Annotated in this window: 20 protein-coding genes and 2 riboswitches; of the genes, 13 read left to right on the top strand and 7 right to left on the bottom strand. The window is 72.6% G+C overall.

Features of this window, described 5'->3' with window-relative positions; genetic code table 11:
- The first annotated feature begins 3 nt into the window (after positions 1 to 3).
- Together V1457_RS05695 and V1457_RS05690 are read left to right on the top strand one after the other, a co-directional pair.
- The gene (locus V1457_RS05695; RefSeq protein ID WP_338601104.1) at positions 4 to 684 is read left to right on the top strand and encodes an ESX secretion-associated protein EspG; all 681 of its coding nucleotides are present in this window, start codon (positions 4 to 6) and stop codon (positions 682 to 684) included.
- A 122-nt stretch (positions 685 to 806) separates the two neighbouring features.
- Positions 807 to 1,487: a DUF3159 domain-containing protein gene (locus tag V1457_RS05690; RefSeq protein WP_295142230.1), complete on the top strand. Its 681-nt coding sequence runs from the start codon at positions 807 to 809 to the stop codon at positions 1,485 to 1,487.
- Positions 1,488 to 1,717: 230 nt separating this feature from the next.
- Here the strand turns inward: V1457_RS05690 and V1457_RS05685 are convergent, their stop codons facing one another.
- Positions 1,718 to 2,680: a BadF/BadG/BcrA/BcrD ATPase family protein gene (locus tag V1457_RS05685; RefSeq protein ID WP_338601100.1), complete on the bottom strand. Its 963-nt coding sequence runs from the start codon at positions 2,678 to 2,680 to the stop codon at positions 1,718 to 1,720.
- 112 nt (positions 2,681 to 2,792) lie between these two features.
- Between V1457_RS05685 and V1457_RS05680 the strand changes: the two genes are divergently transcribed.
- The gene (locus V1457_RS05680) at positions 2,793 to 3,635 is read left to right on the top strand and encodes an amidohydrolase (protein WP_200068330.1); all 843 of its coding nucleotides are present in this window, start codon (positions 2,793 to 2,795) and stop codon (positions 3,633 to 3,635) included.
- 112 nt (positions 3,636 to 3,747) lie between these two features.
- On the opposite strand, the gene V1457_RS05675 is transcribed toward V1457_RS05680, so the two are convergent.
- Positions 3,748 to 4,782: an SIS domain-containing protein gene (locus V1457_RS05675; RefSeq protein ID WP_338601093.1), complete on the bottom strand. Its 1,035-nt coding sequence runs from the start codon at positions 4,780 to 4,782 to the stop codon at positions 3,748 to 3,750.
- A gap of 271 nt (positions 4,783 to 5,053) precedes the next feature.
- Between V1457_RS05675 and V1457_RS05670 the strand changes: the two genes are divergently transcribed.
- Both V1457_RS05670 and V1457_RS05665 read left to right on the top strand, forming a co-directional pair.
- Positions 5,054 to 5,812, top strand: coding sequence for a GntR family transcriptional regulator (locus tag V1457_RS05670; protein ID WP_200068332.1), 759 nt, complete (start codon positions 5,054 to 5,056; stop codon positions 5,810 to 5,812).
- Positions 5,743 to 6,564, top strand: coding sequence for an rRNA methyltransferase (locus V1457_RS05665; RefSeq protein ID WP_338601089.1), 822 nt, complete (start codon positions 5,743 to 5,745; stop codon positions 6,562 to 6,564). The genes V1457_RS05670 and V1457_RS05665 overlap by 70 nt, the downstream gene beginning before the upstream one ends.
- 1 nt (position 6,565) lies before the next feature.
- Here the strand turns inward: V1457_RS05665 and V1457_RS05660 are convergent, their stop codons facing one another.
- Complete coding sequence (locus V1457_RS05660) at positions 6,566 to 7,549, bottom strand: threonine/serine dehydratase (protein ID WP_338601086.1); 984 nt, start codon at positions 7,547 to 7,549, stop codon at positions 6,566 to 6,568.
- Positions 7,550 to 7,703: 154 nt separating this feature from the next.
- Here V1457_RS05660 and V1457_RS05655 point away from each other — a divergent pair, with 154 nt between their 5' ends.
- Together V1457_RS05655 and V1457_RS05650 are read left to right on the top strand one after the other, a co-directional pair.
- Complete coding sequence (locus V1457_RS05655; protein ID WP_338601083.1) at positions 7,704 to 8,726, top strand: hypothetical protein; 1,023 nt, start codon at positions 7,704 to 7,706, stop codon at positions 8,724 to 8,726.
- A gap of 175 nt (positions 8,727 to 8,901) precedes the next feature.
- Positions 8,902 to 10,020: a S1 family peptidase gene (locus V1457_RS05650; RefSeq protein ID WP_200068335.1), complete on the top strand. Its 1,119-nt coding sequence runs from the start codon at positions 8,902 to 8,904 to the stop codon at positions 10,018 to 10,020.
- Between the two features lie 81 nt (positions 10,021 to 10,101).
- Here the strand turns inward: V1457_RS05650 and thiE are convergent, their stop codons facing one another.
- Positions 10,102 to 10,776: a thiamine phosphate synthase gene (gene thiE, locus V1457_RS05645; protein WP_338601080.1), complete on the bottom strand. Its 675-nt coding sequence runs from the start codon at positions 10,774 to 10,776 to the stop codon at positions 10,102 to 10,104.
- Between the two features lie 61 nt (positions 10,777 to 10,837).
- A riboswitch (TPP riboswitch) is annotated at positions 10,838 to 10,947 on the top strand.
- Here thiE and thiO point away from each other — a divergent pair.
- From thiO to V1457_RS05625, 4 genes are all read left to right on the top strand, one after another.
- Positions 10,938 to 12,104: a glycine oxidase ThiO gene (thiO, locus tag V1457_RS05640; protein WP_338601077.1), complete on the top strand. Its 1,167-nt coding sequence runs from the start codon at positions 10,938 to 10,940 to the stop codon at positions 12,102 to 12,104. It overlaps the preceding riboswitch by 10 nt.
- Positions 12,101 to 12,292 carry a sulfur carrier protein ThiS gene (gene thiS, locus V1457_RS05635; protein ID WP_407074775.1) on the top strand — a complete coding sequence of 64 codons (192 nt, stop codon included), beginning with the start codon at positions 12,101 to 12,103 and terminating at the stop codon, positions 12,290 to 12,292. Before thiO ends, thiS begins: the two co-directional genes overlap by 4 nt.
- Position 12,293: 1 nt before the next feature.
- The gene (locus V1457_RS05630; RefSeq protein ID WP_200068338.1) at positions 12,294 to 13,052 is read left to right on the top strand and encodes a thiazole synthase; all 759 of its coding nucleotides are present in this window, start codon (positions 12,294 to 12,296) and stop codon (positions 13,050 to 13,052) included.
- Positions 13,053 to 13,257: 205 nt separating this feature from the next.
- Positions 13,258 to 15,471, top strand: coding sequence for an AAA family ATPase (locus tag V1457_RS05625; RefSeq protein WP_200068339.1), 2,214 nt, complete (start codon positions 13,258 to 13,260; stop codon positions 15,469 to 15,471).
- 169 nt (positions 15,472 to 15,640) lie between these two features.
- On the opposite strand, the gene V1457_RS05620 is transcribed toward V1457_RS05625, so the two are convergent.
- Positions 15,641 to 16,291 (bottom strand): LytR C-terminal domain-containing protein, encoded by a 651-nt coding sequence (locus tag V1457_RS05620; RefSeq protein ID WP_338601069.1) that lies wholly within the window; start codon positions 16,289 to 16,291, stop codon positions 15,641 to 15,643.
- Positions 16,291 to 16,539: a DUF3263 domain-containing protein gene (locus V1457_RS05615; RefSeq protein WP_233626759.1), complete on the bottom strand. Its 249-nt coding sequence runs from the start codon at positions 16,537 to 16,539 to the stop codon at positions 16,291 to 16,293. Before V1457_RS05615 ends, V1457_RS05620 begins: the two co-directional genes overlap by 1 nt.
- 585 nt (positions 16,540 to 17,124) lie before the next feature.
- Here V1457_RS05615 and V1457_RS05610 point away from each other — a divergent pair.
- The gene (locus tag V1457_RS05610; RefSeq protein WP_338601066.1) at positions 17,125 to 17,700 is read left to right on the top strand and encodes a peptide deformylase; all 576 of its coding nucleotides are present in this window, start codon (positions 17,125 to 17,127) and stop codon (positions 17,698 to 17,700) included.
- 9 nt (positions 17,701 to 17,709) lie between these two features.
- On the opposite strand, the gene V1457_RS05605 is transcribed toward V1457_RS05610, so the two are convergent.
- On the bottom strand, positions 17,710 to 18,321 hold the full coding sequence (locus tag V1457_RS05605; RefSeq protein ID WP_338601063.1) for a Uma2 family endonuclease: 612 nt from the start codon (positions 18,319 to 18,321) through the stop codon (positions 17,710 to 17,712).
- A gap of 126 nt (positions 18,322 to 18,447) precedes the next feature.
- A riboswitch (TPP riboswitch) is annotated at positions 18,448 to 18,571 on the top strand.
- On the opposite strand from V1457_RS05605, the gene thiC reads away from it, so the two are divergent.
- The gene (gene thiC / locus V1457_RS05600; RefSeq protein WP_200068343.1) at positions 18,567 to 20,264 is read left to right on the top strand and encodes a phosphomethylpyrimidine synthase ThiC; all 1,698 of its coding nucleotides are present in this window, start codon (positions 18,567 to 18,569) and stop codon (positions 20,262 to 20,264) included. Its footprint overlaps the riboswitch before it by 5 nt.
- Positions 20,265 to 20,422 lie beyond the last annotated feature (158 nt).

The raw sequence follows: 20,422 nt of genomic DNA, 5'->3' as shown, positions 1-20,422 counted from the left end.
CCGATGGTCGACACGATCGCGCTATCCCTACCGGCCGTGGACGTGCTGGCCGAGCAGCTCAACCTGGACATCCGGCAGTACCCGTTCGAGCTGCCGCGCGCCCGCGAGCACGGGCGCGCACCGGACCAGGTGCTCGGCGAGCTGGAAGCGGCCGGTCTGGCCGCGGACGGCAGGCCGGAGCCGGAGGTGGCGGACGCGCTGTACCTGCTGTGCGGCTCGGAGGTCTCGGTCGCGGCGGCCGGGCTGCTGGACGTGCGGGCCGGGCAGCGGTTGGCCGCGCGAGTGGTGGCCACCGGAGAGGTCGGAGTCGTCGGCGTGCTCGACGGGCGCGGGCTGCGGATGGACTTCCTCGACCCGCAGGACGTGCCTGCGGTGTGCGCGGACCTGCTGCCACCCGCCGCGGCGGGGACCGGTGAGCCGTTGCGGGCCGAAGGCGCCGACGCGCCTGCCGCGCGGGAGCTGGCGGAGATCACCGGGCGGCCGAAGTCCCGGCTCGGGCACTTCCTGGTCTCCGGTGCCGGGCGCCGCGGCCGGGCCGGGAAGCCCGGGCTGACCTGGTTCGACAACGATCTCGGCCGGTTCACGTTGCTCGGCGAGACCGCGCCGGACGGTCGGGAATCGCTGACCTGCGCCCCGGCGGACCGCGCAGCGCTGGTCGAGCGGCTCGCGGCGCTGCTGCGGTGAGCCGGTCGAGCCCGCCAGCGATCCGCAGATCCGGCCGCGGCAGCGGGATGTGACGCGATAGCCCGCGGTTGCGCCTGGGCGGCGGGTGTGCATGCGACTTCGCGTCCGGCAGGCTGTGGGGCGTGACGCAGGAACGGCAGACCGGCAACCCGCGCACCGCCACGGAGACCGGTGACGAGCGGGATTCGTTGATGAACTTGCTCGGCGGCCGTACCAGCGCCGTCGACGCCAGCCTGCCGCCGGTGGCCTTCGGCCTCGGCTGGTACCTCGGTGGCGAGTCGATTCCCGCGGGCGGCGCCGCCGCCGTGCTGGTGGCCGCGGCGATCGGGGTGTGGCGGCTGCGCGCCGGTGCCCGTCCCACGGCGGTGCTGGTGAGCCTGCTCGCGGTGCTGGCCGGTGCGCTCGTCGCGTTGTACACCGGCAACGCCGCGGACTACTTCCTGATCCGGGTGGTCACCAACGCCGCGAGCGGGCTGGTGTGGATGATCAGCATCGCGGCCCGCTGGCCGCTGCTCGGCGTGATCCTCGGCGGCGTGCTCGGGCAGGGCCGCAAGTGGCGGCAGGACCCGGCACTGGTGCGCGCCTACAACCGGGCGAGCTGGGTGTGGGTGGGCCAGTACACCGCGCGGCTGCTGGTGTTCATCCCGCTGTGGGCGGCCGACGCCGTGTTCGCGCTGAGCATCGCGCAGGCGGCGCTGACCTGGCCGTTGGTGGCGTTGTGCATCACCGCGAGCTGGTGGGTGCTGCGCCGCGCGCTGCCCGCCGGGCACCCGGGCTTGCGTCATCCGCAGGTCGCGAGCTGACTCCGCGAGGTGCCGTCCCGTGGGCGCCTGCCGGTGTCCGTAGCGGCAGCACCGCCGTTCGCCGACATTCGAGCCCCGTCGTCCCGCCGGATTTGCGCAACGTAGGAGCGTCTACCGCTCCGTTCGCTCACGATCACCGGCGTGTGCGGATCGCGAGCCGAGCGCGGTGAACGGACCGTTGGTCCCGCTGGATTGGTCGAACGGTCCGTTCGCTCATCTACGGGATGCGCTCAGATGCCGGGGTAGCGGGCGGGTTCATCGCCGGTGAGATCGAGCGCCGCCAGCCAAGCCGCGCCCGCCGCGCCAGGTCCCGCGGCGTGCAGCTCGGGGGCGGGCGAACCGGCACGCCGCACCAGTTCGGCGCGCAGTGCAGCACCGACCGGGTTGCCATCCGCGGTGAGCCCGCCCGCGAGCACGATCGGTGCGCGCTCCTCGCCGGGCCGCCGCGCACCGGCGGCCGTGTCGGCCAGCACGGCCGCTGCGCGCGCGACGATGTCCCGCGCGTCCGCATCCGTCCCGCTCGCGGCCGTGACCAGCGGAGCCAGCTCGGCCAGCGCGATCGGCGCGCGCCCGTTCACCGCGGCGATGAGCTGCTTGCGCAGCGCGTCCGCGTCGTCCGGTCCGGTGCCGAGCAGTTCCGCGCGCACCGCCCGGCCGAGTTCCCCGACGGGCTCGCCGCGGTCCAGCGCTCGCAGCAGCGCCCGGACGGCCTCCCTTCCCAGCCAGAACGCCGATCCCTCATCGCCGAGCAGCCACCCGTGCCCGCCGATCGTGGCGACCTGCCGGTGCCGCTCGACGCGCGCGGCGATCGCTCCGGTCCCGGCGATCAGCACGGTGCCATCGGCGGCCGCTGTCCCGGCGGCGAACGCCACCTCGCAGTCGCTGACCACGCGCACCGGGCACCGCAGGTCCAGCGCGCGCCAGCCTTCGTCGAACAGCTCCGCCACCTGCGGATCGGTCATCTTGCTGATCCCGGCCATGCCCAGCACGACCCGGCGCACCGAGCCCGCTTCCAGCCCGTTCATCGCGGCCGCGGCGGCCGCGGTCACCTCCGCGACCGCCTGCCGCGGCGGGTGCGAGTTCGGATTCCCGCCACCTGCCGATCCGCTGCCCACGACCCGGCCGCGCAGATCGCCCACGAGCGCGCGGCTGGACGTGCCGCCGATGTCCAGGCCGAGTACCAGGTCGAGCATGGGCACCTTTGTACCGCGCCGGAGGGCCGCCGCGGACAATGCCGTGAGCCCGCATCGGCCGCCGCATCCGGCCGGACCGCGGGAGCAACGATGGAAGCCCTGAAAGGCGAGCATGACCGTCGACGCGCATCACCACCTGTGGGACATCGACGTCCGCGACCAGCCGTGCATCACCGGCCCGGAGATGGCGCCGCTGCGCCGCGATTTCCTGCCCGCCGACCTGCGGGCGGCCGCGCAGGGCACCTCGGTCGACACCACCGTGCTGGTGCAAACGGCAACCGATCCGCAGGAGACCCCGGAGATGCTGGTGCTGGCCGACTCGGTCGGCTGCATCGGCGCGGTGGTGGGCTGGGTCGACCTCACCGCGCGGGACGTGCGGGAACGGCTCGGCGCGTTGCAGCTGCACCCGTCCGGGAAGTGGTTGAAGGGCGTGCGGCACCCGGCCGAGCGGGAAGCCGACCCGGAGTGGCTCGCCCGCCCGGACGTGCTCGCCGGGCTCGCCGCGGTGGAGGACGCCGGCCTGGTCTACGAACTGCTGGTGCGCCCGCACCAGCTGCCCGCCGCGATCAAGGCTGCGGGCGAGTTCCCGCAGCTGACGTTCGTGCTGGACCACTGCGGCAAACCGCCGGTGGGCGGCGAGCTGCGGCCGTGGGCCGCGGCGGTGCGCAGGCTGGCTAGCCACCCGAACGTCGTGTGCAAGCTCTCCGGCCTGGTCACCGAGGCCGAGTGGGCCGGTGCTCCGGAGGTCGAGGCGATGCGGCCGTGCGCGGAGCTGGTGCTGGAGGCGTTCGGCCCGGGCCGGGTGATGTTCGGTTCGGACTGGCCGGTGTGCCTGCTGGCCGCTTCCTACGGGCAGGTGCTGGACGTGGCCGCCAGGCTCACCGAGGGACTGTCCGCGGCGGAGCGGACGGCGGTGTTCGACGGGACCGCGCGGCAGGTCTACGAATTGCGCTGACCGGGGACCGAGCCCTGTAGTCAATATGACCCGTTCGGCGTAATCTGACGCTGCCCGCCTCACCCCGCCCCCTCGGTGAGGCGGGCCTTCGCTTGCGCCCCGCCGCCGCGGATCAGCGCGTCCGGGTGATCTTGGACAGGCCGCGCGGCTGATCCGGGTCGACGCCGCGGGCCAGCGCGAGGTCCAGCGCGAGCCGCTGCACCGGAAGGATCTCCAGCACCGGCGCGATCTCTTCGGCGCAATCCGGCACCGGGATGCGGTGCGCGATCGAATCGTCGTCGCCCGAGCCGACGGCGCACACGTCGGCGCCGCGCTCGGCGACCGCGCTCAGCACTTCCCGCATCGCCTCGCCGCCTTCGCCGGGCCCGCGCACCGCGAGCACCGCGGTCTCGGAGTCGACCGCCGCCACCGGGCCGTGCAGCAGGTCAGCCCCGCTGTAGGAACGAGCGGGCAGGTAGCTGGTCTCGGCCAGTTTCAGCGCGGCTTCGGCGGCGGTGGCCAGCGAGTAGCCGCGCGCGGTGGTGACCAGCCGTTCGGCGAAGCGGTACCGGCGCACCGCCGCGGCGACCGCGGGTTCGCTGTCCCGCAGCGCATCCGAGGCCTGTTCGGGCAGCTCCGCGGCATCCCTGCCCGTGCCGCCGCGCACCGCGTCGACCAGCAGGTACAGCGTGAGCAGCGTGGCGCTGTAGGTCTTGGTGGCCGCGACCGCCCGCTCCTGGCCCGCGCGGATGTCCACCGACAGCTCCGCGGTGGAGTTCAGCGTCGAGTCGGCGGTGTTGGTGACCGCGACGGTGGTGGCCCCGCGCCGCCGCGCCGCTGCGGTGACCTCGATCAGGTCCGGTGAACCGCCGCTCTGGCTGACCGTCAGCAGCAGCACGTCGGTCAGGTCCGGCCGCGCACCGTAGAGCGTCGTGGTGGATGGCGAGACCAGCCCGGCAGGCAGTTCCAGCAGGACTTCGATCAGATATTTCGCGTACAGCGCCGCGTGGTCGCTGGAGCCGCGGGCGGCCAGCAGCGCGAACCGCGGCTTGCGCTCGGCGATGGTCGCGGCAACCGCCGCGATCTGCTCGCGGGCGGCGAGCAGCTCGGCGAAGATCCGCGGCTGCTGGTCGATCTCGGCGCGCATTCGCTCACCGGGGCTGGTCATGGGTACCTCTCCGCGATCGAAGTCCAGGTCTAGACCATTATTGCTGATCGGGCCCGCACGCCGGGGCGCGGCGTGCCTGCGCACACCGAGCTTGGCCCGGTGGACCGCGGGTGCGCCACCCGGTCGGCAGACCAAGATCACCCGATGCGAATACTGGTGAGAACGTGATGACGGCGCACGGCTTCAGGCATCCTGGACAGTCATGGCGCTGCTTCGCGCACGGCCGTGCGGGCGGTCCGTGCGCGGTGCCCAGGTACGGGTAGGAGGACAGATGCTGGAAACGTCGGTGTCCGGCGGGGCGGACACCCCGGTTCGCGTGCAGCGCGAACCCAAGTACTGGGGCCTGAAGCAGCACCTGCTGGACATGCTGCGATCCCTGCCGCCGGGCTCTCCGATCCCCACCGAACGCGCGCTCGCCGCCGAGTTCGACGTCTCGCGCACCACCGTGCGCCAGGCGCTGGCCGAGCTGACCGTCGAAGGCCGCCTGCTGCGGGTGCAGGGCAAGGGCACCTTCGCCGCCAAACCCAAGGTCGCGCAGCGGCTGCAGCTGTCCAGCTACACCGAGGACATGCGCGCGCAGGGCCGCCAGCCCACCTCGCGCCTGCTGGAAGTCGTGGAGGAACCGGCGGGCGAAGAACTCGCCACGCTGCTCGGCACCCGAACCGGCTCGACCGTGCTGCGGCTGCGGCGGCTGCGGCTGGCCGACGCGGAGCCGATGGCCATCGAGACCACGCACCTGGCGCTGTCCCGGTTCCGCGGGCTGACCTCGAAGCTGGCGGAGGACGGTTCGCTGTACCGGGTGCTGCGCGAGCAGTTCGGCGTCGCGCTCGGGCACGCCGACGAAACGATCGAGACCGCGCTGGCCAGCCCGGAGGAGGCCGAAGCGCTGGGCGCCGACGTGGGCCTGCCGATGCTGCTGCTGTCCAGGCACTCCTTCGACGCGGACGGCGAGCCGGTCGAGTGGGTGCGATCCATCTACCGCGGCGACCGCTACAAGTTCGTCGCCCGCCTGAACCCGCCGGCTTCCTGACTCGGGGAGCAACGATCAGCTACCGCTACGAGACCGGCCGTGCCGACTTCAGCGACCTCGCGGGCGGGTTCGTGCTCAAGGCCGTTCCCGGCTTCCCCGGGTTCCCGGTCCGGCTGGCCAGTGAAGTGTTCCAGCGGGCGGCGCAGCTGTGCGGTGCGGCGGAGCGGGTCACGCTGTGGGATCCGTGCTGCGGCAGCGGCTACCTGCTGAGCACGATCGGACTGCTGCACCGGCAGCGGCTCGCGGCGGTGTTCGGCACGGATGCGGACCCCGACGCGCTCGGGGTGGCGGCGAGCAACCTGCGGATGCTCTCGCGGGACGGTCTGCTCGAACGCCGCCGGGAGCTCGCCGGGATGGCCGAGCGCCACGGCAAGAACTCGCACCAGGCGGCCGTCGACGCCGCCGACCGCCTCATCGCGGGACTGCCATCGGAGCCCGGCCCGCGAACCGGCACCGCCGTGGCGAACGCCTTCGATCCGGAGCAGACCGCAGCAGCGCTCGGCGGGCGGGCGCCGGACATCGTCTGCACCGACGTGCCTTACGGCGATCAGGTCGGCTGGTCCGGCGCTCCCGACGATCCGATTCCGGCGCTGATCCGCTCGATCGCCGAGATCGTGCCGCCGTCCGCGGTGATCGCGGTGACCTGCCGGGCGCGGAAGGTCCCGCTCGGCGACGGCATCCGGGCCGCGGAGCGCTTGAAGGTGGGGCACCGCTCGGTAGCGCTGGTGCCCGCGAGCCGCATCGAGCGCTGACTCAGTCCGCGGCATCGAGGCAGGTCGCCAGGTCCGCCGCGTCGATGTTGCCGCCGGAGACGATCGCGGCGGTGCGTCCCGGTGGCAGCGTGCGGTGCAGGCAGGCCGCGACCGAAACGGCCCCGCTGCGCTCGGCCACGATCCGCGCCTCGCGCGCGAGCACGCCCACGGTGCTCGCGATCTCGGTCTCGCTGACGGTGACGATGTCGTCGACCAGCGCGGACAGGTGGGCGAAGGTGAGTTCGGAGGGCTCTGCGGTCAGCCCGTCCGCGCTGGTCCGGGTGCGCTCCTCGACCGGCCAGGGCACCCGGTGCCCGGCGAGCAGGCCCGCCCGCGCGTCGGCGGCCAGCTCGGGCTCCACGCCGATGATCTTCGCCGCCGGTCGGAGCGCCTTGACCGCGGCGGCGACCCCGGAGATCAGCCCGCCGCCGCTGATCGGCGCCACCACCACGTCGACGTCGAGGTCCTCGGCGATCTCCAGGCCCGCGGTGCCCTGCCCGGCGATGACCGCGCGGTCGTCGAACGGCGGGATCAGCGCGGCGCCGGAACCCTCCGCGATCTCCTGCGCGCGGACCTCCCGATCGGCGACCTGCACCGGCACGATCTCGGCGCCGAGGGCGCGGGCGGCGGCCACCTTCGCGGCGGGCGCGGTGCTCGGCACGACGACCGTGGCGGGCACGCCGAAGGTCCGGGCGGCGTGCGCGATGGCTCGGGCGTGGTTGCCGCTGGAGTAGGTGACGACGCCGCGCGCGCGGATGTCCGGTGGCAGCGCGGCCACCGCGTGCAACGCGCCGCGGATCTTGAATGCGCCGGTGGGTTGCAGATTCTCCGGTTTCACCCAGAGCTGCCTACTGGCATCGGAAAGTAGCTGCCGGGCATCCGAAAGCAGCGGCAGCAACGGCGTGCGCACCGCCGCCGATGGTCCGGTCGCGGTGCCGATCAACCGTTGTGCGGACCGGACGTCCGCGAGGCTCACCAATTCCATGCCGAAATCATCCTTGATCGGTTTCGGCGGAGCCGGATTGCACCGCCTTCGTTACCGGAAGTGGGAGTTGTCACGAAAGAGCAACGATTAGGAGAACGTCGGCGAGATCAGACGTTGGGAGTCCAGGAAACCTGTGTGAGTGCGTGGGAGCCACATGGCCGAGGAGAACGACAAGGGCAAGCGGGACGAATCCGATGACCGGACGTCCAAGAAGATCGAACTCTCCGGGGCGCAGGTCGCGGGAGGCGCGCTCGCCTCGGTGACCGCCGCCTTGCTCGGCTCGCAGCTCGGCGTGGCGGGCACCGTCTTCGGCGCCGGGATGACCAGCGTGATCATCACCGTCGGCGGGGCGCTCTACCAGCGGTCGCTGGAGAAGACCAAGACGAAGCTGGAGAACACCAAGGACAAGGCGAACGCGGCCGCCGCCCGCGCCGCGCTCAAGCGCGCCACCAGCATCGGTGCCCAAGGGCTGACAAAGCTGCAGCCGCCGCGGCCGCCTGCGCAGCGCGAATCGTCCGCGAGCAGCCCCGCGGACGAGGCCGCCACCCGCAAGATCCGCTGGTACGGCAGCGCCATGCACTGGCCCGGTGGTGAGGAGGTCGTCGACGACCCGAACGCGACCCGGCGGATCGATGCGCAGGCGGTCGCCGACGGCGCGACCGCGCGCAGCGAAGGTGTCGGCGCTGATCCCGCCGAGTCCACGCGCCACGAGCCCGCGCCCTCCGGCGAGACCGAAGTCGTCAGCCCGCCCGCGCCCCGCCGCGGCCTGCGCTGGGGCGTGCTGGCGGTGACCAGCGGGCTCGCGTTCGTGCTGGCCATGGTCGTGATCACCGGCTGGGAAGGGATCACCGGCAAGACGCTTTCCGGGGATCAGGGAACCAGCATCGGCCGGGTCGTGCGGCCCGGTCCACCGCCCGAACCGCAGGAGCCCGCTCCGGCGGAGACCGGGACCAGCGAGCCCAGCACTTCGAGCGCGCCGGAGCCCACCTCGGAAAGCGAACCCAGCTCGGAAAGCACCGTGCCGACGGCTCCGGAAACGACCGGCGGCAGCACCACGCAGCAGAGCCCCACTCGCGAAACCGGGCGGTCGACGGCTCCCCGGACCACCGGTCAACTGCCGCAGCCGTCCGAAACCGGGCGAATCGAGGTGCCGCAGCAGGAATCCAACCCGCAGTAACGAGTCGAACGCTTTTCGTGAGAATTCCCGGTGCCGGGCCCATCGCGGGCTCGGCGCCGGGAATTCTTCTTGTGGGATGCGTCGAAAGGTGGATGCGCGGTGCGCCTGGTCGCACCAATACTGCTCCCGTCGGGATCTTCGAGCCGAACCGCCGGATCTTCAGATAGGGAGCCCCATGAGACGCAGACTCGCGGCCAGAATGGCCGGCGCGGTCCTGCTGGCGGCGGCCACCGCCGCCGCGCTGACCGTGCCCGCCTCCGCCGCGCCGCAGCCCGCGCCGCTCGCCAAGGCGGCCACCCAGCTGGAGGCCATGCAGCGCGACCTCGGCCTCACCGCCGGGCAAGCGCTGGACCGGCTGCGCAGCGAAAGCACCGCGAACCGGGCCGACCGGACGGTGCGCGACCTGCTCGGGACGGCGTTCGGCGGTTCGCACTACGACGCGGGTCTGGGCAAGCTGGTCGTCGGCGTCACCGATGCGAACCTGCTCGACGAGGTGCGCGCGGCCGGTGCCGAGGCGAAGCTCGTGCGGTTCGGCGCCGACCGGCTCGGCGCGGTCGCCGACGGGCTGAACAGGAACGCGCCGCCGCAGGGCGTGACCGGGTGGTACGTCGACTCCGCCAGCAACTCGGTGGTGCTGACCACCGCGATCGGCTCGGCCGCGAAGGCGGCGGAGTTCGTGCGCTCCACCGGGGTGGACCAGCAGGCCGTGCGGGTCGTCGAGTCGCGCGAAGCGCCGCGCCCGCTGGCCGACGTGATCGGCGGCAACGCGTACTACAACGGCAGCACCCGCTGCTCGGTCGGCTTCCCGGTGCAGGGCGGCTTCGTCAGCGCCGGGCACTGCGGCAAGCAGGGCGAGGCGACCACCCAGCCGTCCGGCACCTTCGTCGGGTCGTCGTACCCGGACAACGACTACTCGTTCGTCCAGACCGGTCCCGGCGAGACGCCGCAGCCGCTGGTGAACGACTACGCGGGCGGCAGCGTCGGCGTCGCCGGGTCCGCCGAGGCCGCCGAGGGCGCGTCGGTCTGCCGGTCCGGTTCCACCTCCGGCTGGCACTGCGGCACGGTGCAGGCCAAGAACCAGTCGGTGCGCTACCCGCAGGGCGTCGTGTCCGGGCTGACCCGCACCGACGTGTGCGCCGAGCCGGGCGACTCCGGCGGTTCGTTCCTGGCCGGGGATCAGGCGCAGGGGGTGACCTCGGGCGGTTCCGGCAACTGCAGCCTCGGTGGCACGACCTACTTCCAGCCGGTCAACGAGATCCTCGGCGCGTACGGTCTCACGCTGCTCACCGGCTGATCCCGCTCTCCGGCCGAACGGATCGTTCGACCGACCGCCGCAGGCGAACGGTCCGTTCACTCCGGAAGAGCAGCGGGCGGCTCAGCCGGGGAGCCCGGCGCGGAGGGACTCGGCGGCGGCGCGCGGGTCTTCGGCCTCGGTGACCGCGCGGACCACCACGGCCCGCTCGGCACCGGCCGCGACCGCCTCGGCGAGGTTGTCGTGCCCGACGCCGCCGATCGCGAACCACGGCCTGCCGTGCCCGTGGTGCTCCGCGGCGTGCCGCACCAGCTCCAGCCCGGCCGCCGCACGACCCGGCTTCGTCGGCGTCGTCCACACCGGGCCGGTGCAGAAGTAGTCCACGCCCGGCTCGGTCGCCGCCGCGTCGGCCTGCACCACGTCGTGCGTGGAACGCCCCAGCACCACCTCGTCGCCGACGATGCGCCGCGCGAGCCCGACCGGGATGTCCTCCTGCCCGAGGTGCAGCACGTCGGCTTCGGCGGCCAGCGCCACGTCCGCGCGGTCGTTCACCGCGAGCAGCGCGCCGTGCCGCACGCACGCCTCGGCGAGCACTTCCAGCGCCGCCAGTTCTCGGCGGGCCTCCAACGGCGCGCCTTCGGCGCTCTTGTCGCGCAGCTGGATGATGTCGACCCCGCCGGACAACGCCGAGTCGGCGAAGTCCGCGAGATCACCCCGCTCGGTCCGCGCATCGGTGCACAAGTACAGGCGCGCGTCGGCGAGCCGAGCGCGGATGCCGTAACCGTCCAACCCTGGCATGTGACCGAGCTTAGCCCGCGGTCGGCGGCTGACTCCGCCTCGCGCGGTCGGTAACGTGGACATCGGTCCGCACGGGAGTCCGGGGGAGTACCGGACTGAGAGGGGGCGCCAGCCCCGACCGTCGAACCTGATCCGGGTCATGCCGGCGCAGGGAGCGCAAAATGTCGCACAGTTCCACCGGCCTCGCGGCCGCCCGTCACGTCTCCGCTCGACCGTCCGTAACCGTCGTGGGCGGCGGTGTCATCGGTCTCGCCATCGCGTGGTGCGCCGCGCGCGACGGAAGTCCGGTGCGCCTGGTGGACGCCGAGGAGCCCGCCGCGTCCTGGGTCGCAGGCGGGATGCTGGCCCCGATCGCGGAGGCATGGCCGGGCGAGGAAGAGCTGCTCGAGCTCGGCGCGGCTTCGCTGGCGCGGTGGCCCGATTTCGCCGCCGAACTCACCGCCGCCTCGGGCCTGCCGTCCGGCCTGCGCACCGAGGGCACGCTGGTGGCCGGAGCGGACGGCGCGGACCGCGCGGACCTGGACCGGCTAGCCGAGCATCTGGCGAGCGTGGGTCGCGAGGTCTCCCGCATCGACGGTCGCGCCGCGCGGAGGCTGGAGCCTTCGCTGGGCCCCGCGGTGCGCCGCGGCCTGGAAGTGCCCGGTGATCTCGCCGTGGACAACCGGATCGCGTTGGCCGCGCTCCGGGCGGCCGCGACGAACGTGGGCGTCGAGTTCGTCGCGGACCGGGCGCTGCGCGTGCGCCCCGGCGAGGTGGACTTCGCCGATTCCGCGCTGCGCAGCGACATCGTGGTGATCGCGGCCGGGGCGCACTCCGGCGCGCTGCATCCCGCGCTGGACGGCCGGATCCGCCCGGTGAAGGGCGAGGTGCTGCGACTGCGGGCGCGCGGCTCCGCGCTGCCGCCGCCGTCGCGCACGGTCCGCGGCCCGGTGCACGGCAGGCAGGTGTACTTGGTGCCGCGCGACGAGGGCGGACTGGTGGTCGGTGCGACGCAGTACGACGTCGGGTTCGACACCGACGTCACCGTCGGCGGGGTGCGCGACCTGATGAACGCCGCCGAACGACTCGTGCCCGGCATCGCCGAATACCAGCTGGTCGAGGCGGACGCGGGCCTGCGGCCGGGTACGCACGACAACTTGCCGCTGCTCGGCGAACTGGAGCCGGGCGTGCTGGTGGCCACCGGCCACCACCGCAACGGTTTCCTGCTCGCCCCGCTCACCGCCGAGGCGATCGTCGCGGCGCTGAGCGGCCGGGAACCGCCGCCGGTGGTGCGCGCGGCCGTGCCGGGCAGGGCCGTCGAGACAGGAGGTCGACCGTGCAGATCATGATCAACGGCGCGCCGCGTCCGCTCGGCGCGGACGAAACGCTGGCCACCGTGCTCGACGAGTTCGGCGTGCCGCACCGAGGTGTGGCCGTGGCCGTGGACGGGGCCGTGGTGCCCAGGGCTTCCTGGGCGGAGACCGAGCTGCGCGACGGCTCGGCGGTCGAAGTGCTCACCGCCGTGCAAGGAGGCTGACGTGGACGATCCGCTGCTGATCGCGGGCCGCGAGTTCGGCTCGCGGCTGATCACCGGAACCGGGGGTGCGACGAACCTGTCGGTGCTGGAGCGCGCGCTGCTGGCGTCCGGCACCGAGCTGACCACCGTCGCGATGCGGCGCGCGGACGCGGGCGGGCGCACCGGCGTGCTGGAGCTGCTGCAGCGGCTCGGCATCGAAGCCCTGCCGAACACCGCGGGCTGCCGCACCGCGGCGGAGGCGGTGCTCACCGCCCAGCTCGCGCGGGAGGCGCTGGAGACCAGCTGGGTGAAGCTGGAAGTGGTCGCCGACGAGGACACCCTGCTGCCGGACCCGGTCGAGCTGCCCGAGGCCGCCGAGCAGCTGGTGGACGACGGGTTCACCGTGCTCGCCTACACCAACGACGACCCGGTGCTCGCGCGCAAGCTGGAAGACCTCGGCTGCGCTGCGGTGATGCCGCTGGGCTCGCCGATCGGCACCGGGCTGGGCATCCGCAACCCGCACAACATCGAGATGATCGTGGCGCGGGCCGGGGTGCCGGTCGTGCTGGACGCCGGGATCGGCACCGCCTCCGACGCGGCGCTGGCGATGGAGCTGGGTTGCGACGCGGTGCTGCTGGCTACCGCGGTGACCCGCGCGAAGGACCCGGAGCGGATGGCCGCGGCGATGCGGGCGGCCGTCGACGGCGGCCGGCTGGCTTCCCAAGCGGGCCGCATCCCGCAACGCTTCTGGGCGCAGGCTTCCAGCCCCACGACCCCCTGAACCCCGTTCTCCAGGAGTGAACGGACCGTTCGTCCAATCTAGTCGGACCAACAGGCCGTTCACTCCGGAAAGATCAACCGGGGAGGGTGGCGTTCGGGCGTGTCGGGCAGGTGTGGCCGGAACCGGGTGGAAGGAGCGGTGCACGCCGGCGAAGGGTCTTCACTCGGATCGGTACCGCTCGCGGTGCGTCGCTTAGGCTCGTGGAGTGCCGTCGCTGACCTTGACCGCTCGCCTGTCCACCTCCGCGGCCCACACCCGGCGCGGCGTGGTCCGGCTGCACCCGGAAGTCCTCGATGCGCTCGGGCTGCGGCCGTGGGACGCCGTCGAGCTCACCGGCGGCCGGGTGACGGTCGCGCTGGCCGCGGCCGCCGACCGCGCGGGCCCGGCGGGAGTGCTGCTGCTCGATGACGTGGCGCTGATGAACCTCGGCATGACCGAGGGCGCGGAGCTCGGCGTCGCCCCGGCACGGGTGCAGCCCGCGCGGCAGGTGACCGTGGCCGGTTCTCGCCTGGCCACCGCCGCAGTCTCGGCGGAGACGGTGCGGCTGGCGCTGACCGGCAAGGTCTTCCGGCCAGGGGACACGGTTTCGCTGCTGCCGCAGGACCTGGCTCCGGCGACGGCGGCCAACGCGGGGCAGGTGCGCAGGCGGCTGTCCGCGGCGATCGGGATGACCTGGACCAACGAGCTGATCACCATCGCCGGTGCCGACCCGGACGGTCCCGTGGCGGTGACTCCGTCCACTGTGGTCGCTTGGCGCGGTGCTGCGGGGGAGCGCCCGGAAGCCGCCGCGGTGACCGCGCCGCCCGCGGCTCCCGCACCGGAGCCCGAACCGCACGCCGAACCACCGGTGCCGCTGCACGACCTGGCCGGTTCGCGGGATGCGGCGAACCGGCTCGCCGAATGGCTCCGGTTGTCCTTCGAGCAGCCCGAACTGCTGCGCCGCCTTGGCACGACCCCGCAGCTCGGGGTCCTGCTCAGCGGCCCGGCCGGGGTCGGCAAGGCGACCGCGGCCCGATCCGTGGCCCGCGAGGTCGGCGCGGAACTGGTGGAGATCACCGCTCCCAGCATCGCCGCGCTGGAGGCCAAAAGCGCGGCGCAGCGCTGGCAGGACGCGCTCGACCGGGCGGCGAGCAGCGCCGCCGAGCACACCTGCGTCCTGCTGATCACCGACGTGGACAGCCTGCTGCCCGCGTCCGAACCGCCGCCGCTGGCCACCGTCGCGCTGGACGCGCTTACCGCGGTGCTTAGCACGAGCAACCTCGCCGTCGTGGTCACCAGCGCCCAGCCGCAGGCCGTCGATCCGCGGCTGCGCGAGCCGGGGCGGGTGGACCGCGAACTCACCATCGGCCTGCCGGACGCACCGACCCGGACCGAGCTGCTGCGGGTCCTGCTGCGCAACGCACCGCTCGCGGAGGACGTGCGGCCCGGCGAGATCGCCGAGCGCACACCCGGATTCGTCGTCGCCGACCTGGTGGCGCTGTGCCGGGAGGCGGCGGTTCGCGCCGCACTGGGCCACGCGCAAGGCACCGAACCCGCCGTGGCCCAGCAGGACTTCCTCGACGCCCTCACCGCCGTGCGCCCCATCTCGATGTCCACATCGGACAACTTGCAGACCGGCGGCCTGACCCTGGACGACGTCGGCGACATGGCCGAGGTGAAGCAGTCGCTGACCGAGACGGTGCTGTGGCCGTTGCGCTACCCGGACTCGTTCACCCGCCTCGGCGTGGAACCACCGCGCGGGGTGCTGCTGTACGGCCCGCCCGGGTGCGGCAAGACGTTCCTGGTGCGTGCGCTGGCAGGCAGCGGGCGGCTCAACGTGCTGTCGGTCAAGGGCGCCGAGCTGATGGACAAGTTCGTGGGCGAGTCCGAACGCGCCGTGCGCGAACTGTTCCTGCGCGCCGCGAACGCCTCGCCGGCGCTGGTGTTCTTGGACGAGGTGGACGCGCTCGCTCCGCGACGCGGCCAGTCCGGCGATTCCGGCGTCAGCGACCGGGTGGTGGCCGCGCTGCTGACCGAATTGGACGGCGTGGAGCCGATGCGCGACGTCGTCGTGCTCGGCGCGACCAACCGGCCCGAACTGGTGGATCCGGCGCTGCTTCGCCCCGGCAGGCTGGAACGGCTGGTGTACGTGCCGCCGCCGGATGCGGCCGCGCGCGAGGAGATCCTGCGCTCCGCGTCCCGCAACACCCCGCTCGCGTCCGATGTGGACTTGGGCGAGCTGGCTGCCGAGCTGGACGGCTACTCGGCGGCGGACTGCGCTGCGCTGGTGCGCGAAGCGGCGTTGACCGCGATGCGCGAATCCCTCGCCGCTGCCGAGGTTTCCGCCGCGCACTTGCGCACCGCACGCGGCGCGGTGCGCCCGTCGCTGGACCCCGCGCAGCTGGCGGCGCTGGAGTCCTACGCCGACTCGCGTCGCTGAGTGCCCTGTCTTCGGGCTCGTTCCGCGAAGGTGGCGGAAGCGGCCGACGCCGGTCGCGAGGCAGGCGCTGAGGTCTTGCGCGGGATTCGGCGCAGTGCCGCCGACTCCGCGCGGGCCCGCCGCGCACCCGCCGAGCCGCACGACCGGCCACAGTGGACGGAAGCGGCCGTCAGCTGCCGCCCTTGCCCCCGGAAATGCCCTTGTAATCGTTGGTGATGATGGCGATGACCCCGGGGCTGGCGTCCTCCAGTCCCGGGAACCGGGGCTCGAGCTTGGCCCGGAACGCCGAGGCCACCGCCTGCGCCTGCTTCTCTTCCGGGGTTCCCGGCCGGTAGTACACGGTGGTCGTCGGGATCGTGCCGCGCGCGTAGTTGCCCACCTCGGGCACCTCGTAGCCGGCGCTGCGGAAGTCGTCCGCGGCCCGGTGCGCCAGTCCCTTGATGGTGCTGTTGTTGTAGACCCGCACGACGATCTTCGCCTGGCCCGGCTCGGCGCCCGGGGCGTCCGGGCGCGGCTGGTTCGCCGACGGTGGCTGCTCGGGCTGCGGCAGGCTGCTCGGGCTCGGCGGCGGCGCTGCGCCGTTGGTGGGCTCCGGGCTGCTGGTGGGCTCCGGGCTGCTGGTCGGCTCCGGCGGCAGCGGCGGCAACGGCGGTTGCGGCGCGGAGGTCTGCTCGCCCGCAGGCGGCGCTGCCTCGGTGTCCTCACCGCCGCCTGCCAGCGTGGCCAGGCCGACCACGGCGGCCACGGCTCCGACGCCGATGAGCGCGAACCCGCCGAGCTTCGCCGCGGACGGGCTGGACGGGGGTTGCCCGGAAGTCATCAGTGCCACTCGATTCCCAGTCGGCGGGCCTGCCGGGCACGTTGCCGACTCGCCCGCAGCTTGCGCAAACGTTTGATCAGCATGGGATCCGACCGCACCGCCGCCTGGTCGTCCAGCAGCCCGTTGAGCACCTGGTAGTAGCGGGTGCCGGACATGTCGAACAGCTCCCGGATCGCCCGCTCCTTGCCGCCGGAACGCTTCCACCACTGCCGTTCGAAGGCGAGGATGCCCGCTTCCTGCTCGGTCAGGTTCCGATCGGCCTGCTCCCGGTCCGCCTGCTCCCGGTCGGTGGGCTCCCGGTCGGCCGGGCCACGGTCCGCGGACCTGCGCCCGATGCATTCGCGGCCCTGCCGCTGCGGCTCGGCCCTGCTCGGCCCGGCGCCGTTCGGCTCGGTTCCGGCACGTTCGTCTCGACCCGGTTCGGCACCGCCCGGCCGGTCGGTTTCCGGTCGGGCGACTCGCAGCATCGGCTCGGTGACCGCCTCCACCGGGCGCAACCGTCCGTCCGGCAGCTGCCCGTCCGGAAGGTGCCCGTCCGGCAGCTGCCCATCCGGCGCCACTCCGCCGCCGCGCCGGCCCACGACCCGCGCCAGTTCCTCGCATTGCCGCGCGATCTCCTGCGCGGTCAACATCTGAGCGGCGTCCATCTGGCTCCTCGCGTCGCGATCCGGGGATCCCGCGTTCGCCGGAATCACAAGGGTGTGATTCCGCGACCATTACATCACGCGGCCCGGTGCCGGATGCGAGGACAACACACCGGCGACGACACCCGTGCTGGTGATCCACTCCGCGCCTGCGGCGACGGCCGCGGACCGACCGATACGCTCCGCCGCATGGCTGTTCACCCGATCCGCATCGTGGGCGACCCGGTGCTGCACCACCCCACCCGTCCCGTGGAGCAGTTCGACGCGGAACTGCGCACGCTGGTGGACGAGATGTTCGAGACGAACGCGGCCGCCAACGGTGCCGGGCTCGCGGCCAATCAGATCGGCGTCGACCTGCGGGTGTTCGTCTACGACTGCCCCGACGACGACGGCGTGCGGCACCGCGGCGTGCTGGTGAACCCGTCGCTGGAAACCGGCGAGATCCCGGAGACCATGCCGGACCCGGAAGACGACTGGGAGGGCTGCCTGTCGGTGCCCGGCGAGGCATTTCCCACCGGCCGCGCGAGCTGGGCGAAGGCCACCGGCCAGGACGTGGACGGGTCGCCGATCGAGGTGGAGGGCACCGGTTTCTTCGCCCGCTGCCTGCAGCACGAGACCGACCACCTGGACGGCTACCTCTACCTGAGCAGGTTGATCGGGCGGAACGCGCGGGCGGCGAAGAAGACCGTGAAGCGCAACGGCTGGGGAGTCCCCGGATTGTCCTGGGATCCGGCGATGGAAGGCGATCCGTTCGGCGCGGAATGAACCGCCGGATCAGCGCGGGAAATCCGCCGTCTCGATCGTCACGTCGAACGGCTCGGGCAGGACCAACGGTTTTCCGAACGGGACGGCGTGTGCAGCTCGGTAGACGTCTTCGGCCGGATCGGAATACAGGGTCACCGTTGGCCACCGATCCGCGAACCGGTCGATGAGCAGGTAGAGCGGGATTGCAGCACGGGCGTAAGCGTGCAGTTTCGTGGTGCGGCCGGTATCCGCGTAGCCCTTCGAGGTGATTTCCACCGCGAGCAAGGCGGCTTCCCCGGGAATGACCCCTGATTCGCCCTCGGTGGCGTCGCGTGGGAACGCGATCAGGTCGGGTACGTACTGGCCAGGGAAAGGCGGTGCGGAAACGCCCGCGGTCTGGAATAGCACGATGTCTCGCGGCAGCGCCGGGTAGATCGATCGTTGGACCGAGTCGGCGATCAGATTGTGCTTCGGCGCGGGCGGCGGGGACATCACGATCCTTCCGTCGATGATCTCCGCACGCCAGCCTTCGGGAGGATCGAGGTGCTCGAAGACCTCGACGAGTTCGTCCCAAGACGAATCCTGAAGTACCGGGGCTGCACTCACAGCGCGGTCACCTCCTGTGTTGGTGTCATCACGCACTGTATCCTCCCGGTCTGACAATCAAGTGTCGTCCCTGGTGGCGGGCTTAGCGGTGATCCGTCCCGGCGTCAGTGGCCCACTCGTGGTCTTGGCACGGGCCGTGTCCGCCGCTAGCCTCGATCGGGACAACACAACCGCGGGAGCCCGCACCGGAAGCGGGCTGAGAGGGCGGCTGGACCGATCGGTCCGGGGCCGCCGACCGCCTGAACCTGACCGGATAATGCCGGCGTAGGGAGTGAACGGCCATGGCCGACGTGCGTCCTGATCAGTCCACTGCGGACACCCGAGCCACCGCGGAAGCGCAGCGCCCGGTGCGCTCTCAGTCCACTGTGGAATCCGTCGTGCCCGGGGTGACCACCGGCCCGATCACCGGCTCGCGCAAGGTCTACCGCGAGACCGCCGGGCTGCGCGTGCCGCAGCGCCGCATCGACCTCAGCAACGGCGAGCACCTGGACGTCTACGACACCTCCGGCCCGTACACCGACACCGCGGCCGACATTGACGTCCACAGTGGACTTCCGCGTGCCAGGGAAGGCTGGAACGGCGAGCACCGGACCCAGCTGGCGTGGGCGAAGGCGGGCGTGCTCACCCGCGAGATGGAGTTCGTCGCCGCGCGCGAGGACCTGCCCGCCGAGCTGGTCCGCGACGAGATCGCCCGCGGCCGCGCGGTGCTGCCCGCCAACCGCTGCCACCCGGAGACCGAGCCGATGATCATCGGGAAGAACTTCCTGGTGAAGGTGAACGCCAACATCGGCAACTCGGCGGTGACCTCGTCGGTCGAGGAAGAGGTCGAGAAGATGGTGTGGGCCGCCCGCTGGGGCGCCGACACGATCATGGACCTGTCCACCGGCAAGCGGATCCACGAAACCCGCGAGCGGATCCTGCGCAATTCGCCCGTCCCGGTCGGCACCGTGCCGATCTACCAGGCGCTGGAGAAGGTCGACGGCGATCCGGCGCAGCTGACCTGGGAGCTGTACCGGGACACCGTGATCGAGCAGTGCGAGCAGGGCGTGGACTACATGACCGTGCACGCGGGCGTGCTGCTGCGCTACGTGCCGCTGACCGCGCAGCGCGTCACGGGGATCGTCTCGCGCGGGGGTTCGATCATGGCGGCGTGGTGCCTGGCGCACCACCGGGAGAGCTTCCTGTACACGCACTTCTCCGAGCTGTGCGAGATCCTGCGGGACTACGACGTCACGTTCTCCCTCGGCGACGGGTTGCGGCCCGGATCCATCGCGGACGCCAACGACCGCGCCCAGTTCGCCGAGCTGGAGACCCTCGGCGAGCTCACCCGGATCGCCCGCGAGCACGACGTGCAGGTGATGATCGAAGGCCCCGGCCACGTGCCGATGCACAAGATCGCGGAGAACGTGCGGCTGGAAGAGGAGCTGTGCGACGAGGCGCCGTTCTACACCCTCGGGCCGCTGACCACCGACATCGCGCCCGCCTACGACCACATCACCTCCGGCATCGGCGCGGCGGTGATCGCGCAGGCCGGTACCGCGATGCTCTGCTACGTCACGCCGAAGGAGCACCTCGGGCTGCCGGACCGGGACGACGTGAAGACCGGTGTGATCACCTACAAGATCGCCGCGCACGCCGGTGACCTCGCGAAGGGGCACCCGCGGGCGCAGGAGTGGGACGACGCGCTGTCGAAGGCGCGGTTCGAGTTCCGCTGGACCGACCAGTTCCACCTGTCGCTGGACCCGGACACCGCGAAGTCCTTCCACGACCAGACGCTGCCCGCGGAACCCGCGAAGACGGCGCACTTCTGCTCGATGTGCGGGCCGAAGTTCTGCTCCATGAAGATCACCCAGGACGTCCGCAGGTTCGCCGAGGAGCGCGGGTTGACCAGTGTGGAGGCGATCGAGGAAGGCATGCGGGAGAAGTCCGAGGAGTTCGCCGAGTCCGGCGGCGAGGTCTACCTGCCGATCGTGCGGTGAGTGCTTGCCTGTTGAGCTCGTTTTGCGTAGGTGGTCGGGTAGCGGAACCTCAGGCGCCGTCTCGCTGCGGGATCTCCTCCTGAAGTAGCGCCCTACTCGGCGTCGGAGCTGTCCTCGCGAGACGACGCCTGAGAACCCGCGGTGGTGCCGGTTGCGTA

It is taken from the genome of Saccharopolyspora sp. SCSIO 74807 (genome assembly GCF_037023755.1).
GTDB lineage: Bacteria > Actinomycetota > Actinomycetes > Mycobacteriales > Pseudonocardiaceae > Saccharopolyspora_C > Saccharopolyspora_C galaxeae.
Note: the sequence above shows the minus strand (reverse complement) of the source record. Positions and strands in the feature narration are given on the sequence as shown.